Origin of the sequence: Isoptericola sp. NPDC056605 (genome assembly GCF_042792795.1) — a bacterium.
GTDB lineage: Bacteria > Actinomycetota > Actinomycetes > Actinomycetales > Cellulomonadaceae > Isoptericola.
Genome location: NZ_JBHTVT010000013.1, coordinates 15920 through 28116 on the forward strand (window position 1 = coordinate 15920; position 12197 = coordinate 28116).

General features: G+C 74.8%; 9 protein-coding genes. 4 read left to right on the forward strand and 5 right to left on the reverse strand.

Translation table 11 applies throughout. The features are described from left to right. Positions 1-68: 68 nt before the first annotated feature. Positions 69-920, forward strand: coding sequence for an LPXTG cell wall anchor domain-containing protein (locus tag ACFQ8Y_RS13935; RefSeq protein ID WP_430585825.1), 852 nt, complete (start codon positions 69-71; stop codon positions 918-920). Positions 921-1074: 154 nt separating this feature from the next. Further along, positions 1075-1866, forward strand: coding sequence for a transglycosylase family protein (locus ACFQ8Y_RS13940; RefSeq protein WP_430585826.1), 792 nt, complete (start codon positions 1075-1077; stop codon positions 1864-1866). Between the two features lie 22 nt (positions 1867-1888). On the opposite strand, the gene ACFQ8Y_RS13945 is transcribed toward ACFQ8Y_RS13940, so the two are convergent. The 3 genes from ACFQ8Y_RS13945 to ACFQ8Y_RS13955 are packed head-to-tail and all read right to left on the reverse strand — an operon-like array spanning position 1889 to position 5253. Then, complete coding sequence (locus tag ACFQ8Y_RS13945) at positions 1889-3184, reverse strand: M18 family aminopeptidase (protein WP_430585827.1); 1296 nt, start codon at positions 3182-3184, stop codon at positions 1889-1891. A 42-nt stretch (positions 3185-3226) separates the two neighbouring features. After that, positions 3227-4672, reverse strand: a complete 1446-nt coding sequence (locus ACFQ8Y_RS13950; protein ID WP_430585828.1) for a hypothetical protein — start codon at positions 4670-4672, stop codon at positions 3227-3229. Continuing rightward, a complete protein-coding gene (locus tag ACFQ8Y_RS13955; RefSeq protein ID WP_430552390.1) occupies positions 4669-5253 on the reverse strand; it encodes a sigma-70 family RNA polymerase sigma factor in 585 nt (194 codons plus the stop codon). The genes ACFQ8Y_RS13950 and ACFQ8Y_RS13955 overlap by 4 nt, the downstream gene beginning before the upstream one ends. A gap of 211 nt (positions 5254-5464) precedes the next feature. Here ACFQ8Y_RS13955 and ACFQ8Y_RS13960 point away from each other — a divergent pair, with 211 nt between their 5' ends. Next, complete coding sequence (locus ACFQ8Y_RS13960; RefSeq protein ID WP_430585829.1) at positions 5465-7753, forward strand: sodium-translocating pyrophosphatase; 2289 nt, start codon at positions 5465-5467, stop codon at positions 7751-7753. 75 nt (positions 7754-7828) lie between these two features. On the opposite strand, the gene ACFQ8Y_RS13965 is transcribed toward ACFQ8Y_RS13960, so the two are convergent. After that, the gene (locus tag ACFQ8Y_RS13965; RefSeq protein ID WP_430564465.1) at positions 7829-8407 is read right to left on the reverse strand and encodes a DinB family protein; all 579 of its coding nucleotides are present in this window, start codon (positions 8405-8407) and stop codon (positions 7829-7831) included. 204 nt (positions 8408-8611) lie between these two features. Between ACFQ8Y_RS13965 and ACFQ8Y_RS13970 the strand changes: the two genes are divergently transcribed. After that, positions 8612-11260 (forward strand): M14 family zinc carboxypeptidase, encoded by a 2649-nt coding sequence (locus ACFQ8Y_RS13970; protein WP_430585830.1) that lies wholly within the window; start codon positions 8612-8614, stop codon positions 11258-11260. A 63-nt stretch (positions 11261-11323) separates the two neighbouring features. Here ACFQ8Y_RS13970 and ACFQ8Y_RS13975 read toward each other — a convergent pair whose 3' ends face one another. Further along, positions 11324-12196, reverse strand: coding sequence for a hypothetical protein (locus tag ACFQ8Y_RS13975; RefSeq protein WP_430585831.1), 873 nt, complete (start codon positions 12194-12196; stop codon positions 11324-11326). Position 12197: the final 1 nt, after the last annotated feature.

Here is a 12197-nt window from a genome sequence, read left to right on the forward strand (position 1 = left end):
TTTCGGCTGCAGGCCGCTCCGTCTCCCGGGGCCCGGCCGCACCCCCGACTCCGACGAAGGACCCCTTCATGCGCCATGCCACCGTCGCGGCGACCGCCGCCGCCCTCCTCCTGATCTCCGCCGGGCCGGCTGCCGCCGGCGGCTCCGACGACGAGCCGCCCTACCAGGTCACGGCGGACGGGCTCACCCTGCCCGCGGGCGACGCCTTCCGCGACGGCGGGCACGTCAACATCCGGTACACGACGCCAGGGGCGGGACAGCAGGGCGCCGGCATCCACTTCGAGACCCTCAACCAGAGGCCCTCGGGGGCGTACGTCGGGAAGCAGTTCCTGCCGTGGTCCGCGGTGCTCGGCGAGGTCCCCGCCGAGCTGTGCATCACCTGGGTCCAGGTCGAGGGCTACAACGAGCACTTCGGCGAGGGTGGGCAGGAGCCGGTGTGCACGCCGGCCACCGGGTCGGTCCCCGAGCCGTCCGAGACCCCCGAGCCCTCGATGCCCCCGGCCACGGGGACGCCGTCCACGCCCGACGTCGAGGCGCCCGGTCCCGAGACCCCGTCCCCGGTCACGCCCCCGCGGGAGGACACGACCGAGGAGCCGGCCGTCCCCGGCGGCGAGCCCGAGACGCCGGGCGCCGCGTCCGATGACGACACGCAGCCCGCGCCCGCGGACGAGCCCTCGGCGTCACGCCCCCAGGCGACGGGGTCGTCGCACGACGTCGCGGGCGGCGCGCTGCCGCTGGTCGACGCCGACGCCCCGGAGCAGGCGGTCGCGCTGGCGGGGGACCAGGCCGACGGGACGACGGACGCCGTCGCGCAGCTGCCGCGCACGGGCGCGACCGTGGCAGGGCTGGTCGTCGCCGCGGCCGCGCTGCTCGGCGCGGGGGCCGCACTGCTGCTCGTGCGCCGTCGCCGCCGCGCCTGAGGCGCAGTTCGGGCATGTCAGCCCATGGGCGAAGCGTGCGGTAGCGGCGTGATGTCGCCGTTTGACCCGGGATGGCGTCCGCATCCGGTGAAGAGGGCGTGAGCATTCCCGAACGGGTTTTGTTATCCGATCGTGACATCGTTCCCTGGTACGCATGCCTCGATCCACCCCCCGTCGTTCCGTCGTGGCCGCAGTCGCCGGCGCGCTCGTCACCTCCGCCATGGTGGTGCCGGCCGCGGCCGCTGCGAGCCCCGCCTCCGCGGCCCCCGCGTCCGCCGTCACGCAGTCCGTGCGCACCGCCGCCGGCGGTGGCGGCGTCCGCTGGGTGAAGTGGAACAAGGCCCCCATGACGAAGACCCCGTCCAGCAGGTCCCGGACCGTCGCCCGGCCCGACGACGGCACGCGGCTCCGCGTCCTCGACCGCGGTACGCACCGCCTCCAGGTGCGCACGCCCGCCGGCAAGGTCGGCTGGGTGTCCAAGAAGGCCGTCACGGCGACCAAGCTCAAGGACGTGTCCGGCACCCGCTACACCAAGGGGAAGGTCACGCTGACCAAGGACATCGGCTCGCGCTCGACGAAGGTCACCAAGGTGCGCCTCGGTACCAAGGTCACCGTCCTGGCCCGCACCACCGGCCGCGACACCAACCGTGTCAAGGTGCGCGTGCCCGGCGGCAGGACGGGCTGGATCTCCACCAGCCGCATCACGAAGCGCAACGTGTGGGGCCAGCTCGCGCGCTGCGAGTCGGGTGGCAACCCGCGCACCAACACGGGCAACGGGTTCTACGGCATGTACCAGTTCACCGGCCGCACCTGGCACGCCGTCGGCGGCAAGGGCCTGCCGCACCGCCACGGCAAGTCCGAGCAGACCAAGCGCGCGCAGATCCTGCAGGACCGCGCCGGCTGGGGGCAGTGGCCGCACTGCACCCGCAAGCTCGGCCTGCGCTGACGGCCCTCACCACGACGGGGGGTCAGCCGGCGAGGACCGCCTGCATCGCGCGGGACAGGTACCAGGGGTCGACGACGGCGGTGAGCTCGCGCGCCGAGTGCATCGACAGGATGGCGGCGCCGACGTCGACGACGCGGATGCCGAGGCGCGTCGCGGTGATCGGCCCGGTCGTGGAGCCGCAGGGCACCGTGTTGTTCGAGACGAACTCCTGGCTGGGCACCCCGGCCGTGGCGCACGCGGCCTGCCAGCGGGCGGCCCCGTGCGCGTCCGTCGCGTAGCGCTGGTTGGCGTTGATCTTGAGGATCGGGCCGCCGCCCGCGTGCGGGTGGTTCGCCGGGTCGTGCCGCTCCGGGTAGTTCGGGTGCACCGCGTGGCCGACGTCGGACGACACGCACAGCGACGCCGCGAACGCCCGCGCCCGCTCGTCCTCCGAGGCGCCCAGCCCGGCCGACACGCGCCGCAGCACGTCCTCCAGGAACGGGCCGGCCGCGCCCGAGCGCGAGCCCGAGCCGATCTCCTCGTGGTCGAACGCCGCGACGACGCCGATCCCCGTGAGGTCCTCCGGCGCGACGCCGAGCAGCGCCGTGATCGCCGCGTGCGTCGAGAGCTGGTTGTCCAGGCGGGGCGACGCCCACAGCGCCTCGCCGATGCCGAACGCGCGCGGGGGCTGCGTCTCGGCCAGGACGACGTCGTAGCCGAGCACGTCGGACGCGGCGATGCTCGCGTCGGCCGCGGCGGCGAGCTCCGCCAGCACGTCGGCCTGCGACACGTCGCCGAGCCCGACGACGGGCTGCGTGTGCCGCTGCTTGTCGAGCGTCAGCCCCTCGTTCGCGGAGCGGTCCAGGTGGATCGCGAGCTGCGGGATGCGCGCGATCGGCCCGGTGCGCACCAGGTGCTCCGTGCCGTCGGAGGTGACGAGGCGGCCGGCGAGCTCTACCTCGCGGTCCAGCCACGAGTTGAGCAGCGGGCCGCCGTACACCTCGACGCCGGCCTGCACCCAGCCGTCGCGGCCGGTGGTCGGCTTCGGCTTGAGCTTGAACCCGGTGGAGTCGGTGTGCGTCCCGAGGATGGTGAACGACGTCGTCGCGCCCGCGGTCGGCGGCACCGCGACGGCGATCGCCGAGCCGTCGCGGACCACGACGTAGCGCCCGCCCGGCACGACGTCCCACGCGGACGTCTCGTCCAGCCGGACGTAGCCGGCGGCCTCCGCGCGGCGGGCCACCTCCTGCGCGGCGTGGTACGACGACGGCGAGGCGGAGACGAACGCCCCCAGGTCCTCGGTGTGGGCGCGGGCGGCTGCGGGGACGACGTCGGGCATGACCGTCATCTTTCCACGTGACCGGAGCGCGCGGCGGGCCGCTCAGTCGCCGCGCGGCCCCAGCCAGCCGTCGACGAGCTGCATCCACCTGCCGTCCCCGTCGACGGTCAGCCGCCACCCCTCGTACCCGTCCGGTCCCGCCGCGCGCATCGTGTCGGACTCCTGCCGCGTGATCGCGCCGGCGCCCACCGCCGCCTGCCAGTCGGCCTCGGCCGAGGGGCAGCCGCCGCCCATGGACATGCGCGGCCAGCCGTACGCGCGCTGGACGCCGTCGTCGCCGACCGGCTCGACGGCGCACACCCGCGTCCCCGACAGCAGCCGCGCGAGGATCGCGTACACGTCCTCCGTCTCCTCCGCCCCCGGCAGCTCGAGGAGCTCGCGCGGCGAGCGCGCGCCCCAGTTCTCGTCGACCCGCCGGGGCGCCTCGGCGAGCTCGATCAGCCGCTCGTCGTCGCACGCACGAGCGGCGTCGAACAGCGAGACCACGGTGACCTGCGTCGCCTCCGGAAGCCCCGCGACGTCCGGGTCCGGCAGGTCGAGCCCGCGGGCCGAGCACTCCGGGCCGCTCGCGTCCGACGTCCCTGCGGGGGCGCGCGCGGTTCCCGCCCCGGCGACCGGGTCCTCGAGCGTGACGGTCACCGGGTCGGACAGGACGAGCTCGACGTCCGTGAGGTCGGGCGACCACAGCTGCACGAACGCGCGCACCTGGTACGTCCCGGCGCCGAGCACGGTCCGGAACTCGTCGGTCGTGACACCGTCCACCGTGCGGGGGTCGGGATCGCAGGTGCTGAGCGGCGTGTCCTCGGCGTCCCGTGCGGCGGGCGCGTCGCCCACCCGGTCCATCCCCGGCTCGGTGGTGTCGATACCGACGTCGACGACACGGGCACCCAGCTGCCACAGCAGCGTGGGGGCGCTCACCCGGTGCCCGGCGTCGGCCGAGTGCTCGACCGTCAGCCGGGTGGGTGCGCGCCAGGTCCGGACGGTCTCGGTGCCGTCGGCGCTGGTGTCGTCCTCGAGCGCGGGCTCCCCGAGGAGCTCGAGCCGGCGGCCGTCGGTGTTCCCCGGCAGGTCGTCGAACCGCATGCCGCACTCCAGGTCGGTCCCCTCGAGCCACGCCGGCTGGTAGCCCGTCGCGGTGCCCGCAGTCTCGGGCGGGGAGGCGGTCCCCGTGCCCGTGTCCGGGGAGGGTTCGCCCGAGGGCGACGGCGTGGGCGTCGGGCTGGTCGCCGGGCCGGGCAGGGGCTGCGGCGCGTCGGGCAGCAGCGCGGCGCCGCCCAGCGCCAGCCCGGCGGCGACGGTGAGCACGGTGGCGCCGATGCCGGCCTGCTTGGCGGTGCGCCGTCGTCGCACCCGGTGGCGCACCGATCCCAGCGCGTCGTCGAGGCCCGAGGCCGACGCGCCCAGGCCGGCGAGGGCGTCCAGCTCGCGGCGCAGCGCCTCGTCGGTGCGGGCGTCCGCCCAGTCGTCCCGCGCGCGGTTCGTGCTCATCGTCCGGCCCTCCGTCCCGTGGTCGTGGTGGTGGTGCGCCCGGTCCCGTCGTCGGCGACCCGCAGCACGTCGCGCAGCGTCGCCGTCGCGTCGGCGAGGTAGCGCTTGACGGTGCCCTGCGCGAGACCGAGCGCGTCGGCCACCTGCGGCACGGTGAGGTCCTCGAGGTAGCGCAGGACGACGCACGCCCGCTCGCGCGGGGCCAGGCGACCGAGCGCGGCGGCGACGTCCGCACGCGCCGTCGCGCCCGAGGCCGCGCCGCGGGTCCGGTCGGCGGTGGCCACGAGCGGCCGCGCCGCCGCCCAGCGCTTCGTGCGCCGGTGCTCGTCGAGGAAGAGCGTGAGGATCGCGCGCCGCACGTACGCCTCGCTCGTCCCGCCGCCGTCCAGCGGGTGCACGCCCGCGCCGCCCCGCGCCTCCCCGGAGGTGCCGCGGCGCAGCCGCGCGAACACCTTGACGAGCGCGTCCTGCACCAGGTCCTCCGCGAGCCTTTGGTCCCCGCACAGCACGTAGGCGTACCCCACCAGGGCGCGGCCCCGTGCCCGTGCGAGCTCGGCGAGCTCGTCCTCCCAGCGACTCATCGTCGACCCACCAGTCCCTCCCGTGCCGTCGTCACCCGCTTGGACGGCCGGCGGACGGGAAACGTTGGGGCCAGGATTCCACGGTGGTTCGTGACGGCCGTCACATGTGGGTAGACTCCCCGCATCCCGCCGTCAACGGCGACGGCGGGACCTTACCGACGGGCGGTCACCGCCGTCCCGCCGGGTCGAGGAAGCACGTCAAGGAGGACGGATGCTCACGTTCGGTTCCAGCAGCATCACGATCGTCGCGGTCATCGCCGTCATCGGGCTGGCCGCGCTCGTGTGTGCGGCCACCCTGCGGCGGCAGGTGCTCGCCGCCCCCGAGGGCACGCCCGGCATGCAGGAGATCGGGCGGGGCGTCCAGGAGGGGGCCTCCGCCTACCTCAACCGCCAGTTCCGCACGCTGGCCCTGTTCGCGGGTGCGGTCTTCCTGCTGCTCTTCGCGCTGCCCGGCGACGGCGGGGTCCGGGTCGGGCGGTCGATCGCGTTCCTCTTCGGTGCGGCGTTCTCCGCCGCCATCGGGTACCTGGGCATGTGGCTCGCCGTGCGCGCCAACGTGCGGGTGGCCGCAGCCTCGACCCGCCCCGACGGGCGTGCGGAGGGTGCACGGATCGCGTTCCGCACCGGCGGCGTCGTGGGCATGTCCGTGGTGGGGCTCGGGCTGCTGGGGGCGGCGCTCGTCGTGCTCGTGTACCGCACGGAGGCACCGGCCGTGCTGGAGGGCTTCGGCTTCGGCGCCGCGCTGCTGGCCATGTTCATGCGGGTCGGCGGCGGCATCTTCACCAAGGCGGCCGACGTCGGAGCCGACCTGGTCGGCAAGGTCGAGCAGGGCATCCCCGAGGACGACCCGCGCAACGCCGCCACCATCGCGGACAACGTGGGCGACAACGTGGGCGACTGCGCCGGCATGGCCGCCGACCTCTTCGAGTCGTACGCCGTCACCCTGGTCGCCGCCCTCATCCTCGGCAAGGCCGTGATGGGGGAGCAGGGCCTCGTCTTCCCGCTGATCGTCACCGCCGTCGGCGCGTTCGTCGCGCTGCTGGGCGTGCTCGTCACCCGCGTGCGGGGCAGCGAGAACGGCCTCAAGGCCATCAACCGTGGCTTCTACCTGTCCGCCGTCGTCGGGGCCCTGCTGGCCGCGGTCGCCGCGTTCGTCTACCTGCCGTCGTCGTTCGCCGACCTGTCCGGCACCGCCGAGCTCGGCGAGGTCACCGCCGACCCGCGCGTCGTCGCGTCGCTGGCCGTCATCATCGGCGTCGTGCTCGCCGGGATCATCCTGTGGATCACCGGCTACTTCACCGGCACGACGTCGAAGCCGACGCTGCACGTCGCGGCGACGTCGCGCACCGGCGCGGCCACCGTGGTGCTGTCCGGCATCGGGGTGGGCTTCGAGTCCGCCGTCTACACCGCGGGCGTCATCGCCGCCGCGATCTGCGGCGTCTTCCTGCTCGCCGGCGGCTCGCTCTGGCTGTCCCTGTTCCTCGTGGCGCTCGCGGGCTGCGGGCTGCTCACGACCGTCGGCGTCATCGTCGCGATGGACACCTTCGGGCCGGTGAGCGACAACGCGCAGGGCATCGCCGAGATGTCCGGCGACGTCGACGACGAGGCCGCGCAGATCCTCACGGACCTCGACGCGGTGGGCAACACGACCAAGGCGATCACCAAGGGCATCGCTATCGCGACGGCGGTGCTCGCCGCGACCGCGCTCTTCGGCTCGTACGCCGACGCCGTGTCGACGGCGCTGGGCGAGGTCGCGGAGCGGGGCGCAGGCCTGGTCCCGGCGATGCTCAGCTTCGAGATCGTGTCGCCCGTGACGCTCGTGGGCGTGATCCTCGGCGCCGCCACGGTGTTCCTCTTCTCCGGCCTCGCCATCGACGCCGTGACCCGCGCGGCGGGCGCGATCGTCTTCGAGGTGCGCCGCCAGTTCCGCGAGCACCCCGGGATCATGACCTACGAGGAGCGGCCCGAGTACGGCCGCGTCGTGGACATCTGCACCCGCGACTCGCTGCGCGAGCTCGCCACCCCCGGCCTGCTGGCGGCGTTCGCGCCCATCGCGGTCGGGTTCGGGCTCGGGGTCGGGCCGCTGGCCGGGTTCCTCGGCGGCGCGATCGGCGCCGGCGTCCTCATGGCCGTGTTCCTCGCGAACTCGGGCGGCGCGTGGGACAACGCGAAGAAGATCGTCGAGGACGGCGCCTACGGCGGCAAGGGCTCCGAGGCGCACGCCGCCACCGTCATCGGCGACACCGTTGGCGACCCGTTCAAGGACACCGCCGGCCCCGCGATCAACCCGCTCATCAAGGTGATGAACCTGGTGTCGGTGCTCATCGCGCCCGCCGTGGTGATGCTGAGCGTGCCGGCCGACGCGAACCAGGCAGTGCGCATCGTCATCGCCGTCGTCGCGGCGGGCATCGCCTTCGGCGCGGTCATCATGTCCCGCCTCCGCGCGGCGCGCGTGGACCGCGAGCAGGCGGACGAGACGGCGAGCGTCCCCGCGACGTAGCGGCCCGGTGGCCGAGCCTGTCGAGACCCGCGGCAGGGTCTCGACAGGCTCGACAGGCTCGACCGGCGGCCGGGGTCACTGGCCGGTGCGGCCGTCGATGCACTCGCGCAGCAGGTCGGCGTGCCCGGCGTGGCGGGCGTACTCCTCGACGAGGTGCTCGAGGATGTCGCGCACCGTCGAGCTGGTGCCGTCGAACGGCACGACCCGCCCCATGTCCGCGTCGGTCTGGGTGGCGAGCCACGCGTCGGCGGCCGCCGTCTCGCGCCGCCAGGAGGTCCACGCCTCCGCGACGATCTCAGGGTCCGCGACCGCGCCGTCGAAGTCCCAGTCCGGGCCGCCGTCGGCGACGTAGAGCTTCGGCAGGTCCATCGCGCCCTGCAGGACGCGGCGGGACCAGGAATGCTCCACCTTGGCCAGGTGGCGCACCAGCCCCAGCAGCGACAGGGTCGACGGCGGCACGGAGCGGCGGGCGAGCTGCTCGGCGTCGAGCCCTTCGCACTTCATCTCGATCGTGGCGCGGTAGGACCGCAGGTAGGACCAGTGGGTCTCCAGCTCGCCGACCGGGTCGGCCCACTGCTGGCGGGGGTCGTCCTCGGGGTCCACCCACAGGTCGGGGAACCGGCGTGCCTCGGGCGTCGTCGCGGGATCTGTCATGGCGACATCCGACTCCCCCCGACGACGCGCACGCAAGGGGATAGTCCCGGATGGTCCCCGGTCGGTCGTCGTTCCCCCGTGAACGTCGTGTTTCCGGCCGTGCCGAAGCTCCCGGGTCGCGACATGCTGGGCCGGGGACGGCGCTCGGCGCCGGCCCCTGGCGGGACGACGGAGTCCACGCCGCCGACGAGAAGAAGGAGACCCATGAAGCTCCCACGCACCGTCGCGGTGCTCGGCACCCTCACCCTCCTGGCGACGACGTTCGTGACCGCCGCGGCCGCCGACGACCGGCAGGACCGCCAAGGCCGCGGGCCCGAGCGGGACGCACCTGCCGCCGGCGCGGCGTCGTTCGCCGACCTGGCGCGCACGGCACAACGCTCCGGGCCCGGCCACGGCGGCGGGACGACCGGCGGCGCGATCGACATGCCCCGCGCCTACCCGTCCCAGCCCGACCTCACCGTGTACCCGCCGGCGGACGACGACGCGACCGACCTCAACGGCACGATCAGCTACGCCGAGATCGCCCCGCGGCTGACGGCCCTCATGGACTCGAGCGACCGGGTCTCGACCCAGGTGGTGGGTCGGTCCACGGCGGGCCGCGACCTGTACCTGGTGACCGTGACGGCGCCGGAGTCCCGCCGCGAGACCGCGCGGCAGACCGGGTGGCGGGAGGAGATCCGCACGTCCCCGGAGCGGGCCGCGGCCGACCGCCGCCTCGCCGAGGGCTACAAGACGCCGCTGTGGATCAGCGCCAACATCCACGGCAACGAGTGGGAGGGCACCGACGCCGCGATGCAGGTCATCGACGAGCTGGCGACGTCCGACGACCCGGCCACCGCGGCCCTGCTCGAGGACCACCGGCTGTACTTCTCGCTGACGCTCAACCCCGACGGGCGCACCCTGGGCACCCGGGCCACGAGCCTGAGCCTCGACGCGAACCGCGACATGATCACCGGGGCGACGCCGGAGTCGCGGTCGTTCGTCGCGACCGCGCAGGCGCTGCAGCCGCTCTACGCGGCCGACTTCCACGGCTACACCGACGTGCTGCAGGTGGAGCCGTGCGGGCCGCCGCACGGCGAGAACTACGAGTACGACCTGTTCATCCCCCATGGGTACGCCGTCGCGCGCCAGGTGGAGGACGACGTGGTCGCCGCGCAGATCCCCGGGAACACCTACTACGACCCGGCCACGGACGAGGCGGTCGACGAGAACACCGGCTTCATCAAGATCCCGTACCGCGACACCCCGTCCGGGTGGGACGACTACCCGCCGATCTTCACCGCGCAGTACGCCGCGTTCCACGGCGCCACGACCAGCACCGTCGAGCTGCCGAAGGGCCGCACCGGCCCGGCCACCACGCCCGAGGACGCCGTGATCAACACGGCGGTGGCGAAGCAGACGATGACCTCGATGATCGACTACGTGGCCGGCCACCACGACGCGATGCTGGACGACCAGATCGAGGCGTTCCGCCGGGGCGTCGCGGGGGAGCCGAAGGACGCGCTGACGGTCGACGACGTGGCGGCCGTGCCCGGGCCGGACGAGTGGAAGCAGCACTGGGACGTGGTCGACGACCAGGACCCGGTCGACCTGCCGCGCGCCTACGTGATCCCGGTCGGCGACGGGCAGCGGTCCGCCGCCGACGCCGAGGCGCTGGTGGACCAGCTCCTGTTCCACGGCATCGAGGTCGGCACGCTGACGCGCGCCACCCGCGTCGGTGGCGCCACCTACCCGCGCGGATCGTTCGTCGTCGACCTGCACCAGCCGCTGCGCGGCCTGGCGAACGCCCTGCTCGACCTCGGCACCGACATCTCGGCGAAGGTGCCGTCGATGTACGACATCTCGGCGTGGAGCCTGTCGTCCCTGTGGGGCGCGACGGTCGACAGCGTCGGGTCGACCACGGACCGGCCGGTCGGGAAGGTCGTGCCGCTGCGCGGCGAGCCGTCGGACACCCGCGTGCCGCGCGGGGCGCGGCACGTCGCGTTCGACGTCGCGGGCGTCGAGGACTACCGCGCCCTCAACGCGCTGCTCGAGGAGGACGTCCCGGTCTGGCTCCTGGACGACGGGCGCGCCGTCGTCGGGCGCGGGGACGGCCGGACCGTCCGGGAGGTCGCGCGCGAGCACGACGTCCCGTTCGAGGCCGCGACGCGGCAGGAGCTGCGCCGGCTCGACGAGGCGGCGGAGCTCGACGACCTCACGGTCGCTTACGCGGGCAGCCAGGACGACCTGCTGTCCCTGACCGAGCTCGGCTTCGACGACCTGGTCCGGGTGACCGCGGCCGGCATCGAGGCCGGCGCGGCGACCGGGACGACGGGCCTCGAGGACGCCGACGTGCTCTGGGTCGGGTCGTCGCTGACGCTGCCCGCCGGCAGCGCCGGCCGGGAGGCGGTGCAGGGCTGGGTGGACGACGGCGGCTCGGTCGTGGGTCGCACGGCGGCCGCGTTCGCCGTGGCCGAGACGTACGGGCTCGTGGAGGGCTCGGCCGTCACGGGCAACCGGTCGGGCAACGGGATCGTCGACGTCGACACCGCGCGCTCGTCGTTCCTGTCCGCGCACCCCCAGGACCAGGCGTTCGTCTATCCGGCGACCTGGTTCACCGACCTGGGCGAGGGCACCACGGCCGAGCAGTCCTACGACGCGGACCGGCCGTTCCTCGCCGGGCACTGGACGCCGTCCGGCGCGGGGTCGGACGGCCCCGACGCGGCGGCAGGGCACGCCGCGGTGGTCTCGGGCGAGGCGGAGTCGGGCGCGCGGGCCGTCGTGTTCGGCACGTCGGTGTTCTTCCGCACCCACCCGAAGGGCGGCCTGGGCCAGGCGGCGCAGGCCCTCTTCTGGGCCACCTCGGACGCCTGACCAGGCGTTCGACCTGCCCTGCCGCCCGGGCCGACGCCCGGGCGGCAGGGCCGTGCCGCAGGATCAGGACGCGCGCCCGCGGCGCAGCACGCCGGCCGTGACCCCCGCGCCGACCCCCACAGCCGCGGCGACCCCGAACGCCCACCAGAGCCGGGTGCGCAGCGGCACCAGCAGCGCGTCGACGGTGTCGTCGAGCACCTGGCGTCCCGCTGCGCCGACGTCGAGCCCGGCGAAGACCGCCTGCACGGCCTCCGGCAGCAGCACGAGGAGCACGAGCATCGCGACGGCGGTCAGCACCCCGGTCACCGCGACCGTGCGCAGGCGTCGTCCGGGCCGGGCGACGAGGGCGGCCAGGACGGCGAGCAGCACCGTCGCCGGCAGCGCCCACGGGGTCCACCGGTCCAGCACGGCGACGGCCGACTGGGCGGTGGCGAGGTCGTCGGACGCGTACAGGACGACGTCCGCGTCGGTCGACGCGAAGCCCTCGGGGACGGGCAGCCCGCGGTCGCGCAGCGCCTGCCCGACCGCCTCCAGGAACGGGTCGAGGGGGAGGGTCACCACGCCGTCGGCGGCGTCGACGACGTCGCTCTCGTCGCGCAGCACCGCCACCGTCGCGGCGTGCCCCTGCCGGCTGGCCTCCTCCCAGGCGGGCGGGAAGGCGTCCGAGCGCACGAAGACGTCGGCCACCTCGCCGATCACCGGGCGCAGCGCCCCGGCGAGCACCCCCGAGTCGATCTGGCCGACCACGGTGCCGGTCAGCGCCTCGGCCACCGCGTCCTGCGTGGTGATCTCGTCCGCCAGCGGCGCCGTCGCCGCGACGTACGCGTCCGTGTCCAGCAGGGTGCCCTCGACGTACCGCGCGGGCACGGTGACCACCGCCGCCAGCACCGCGAGCAGGACCAGGACGCCGCTGAGGAAGCTCCGCACACCCGCCATG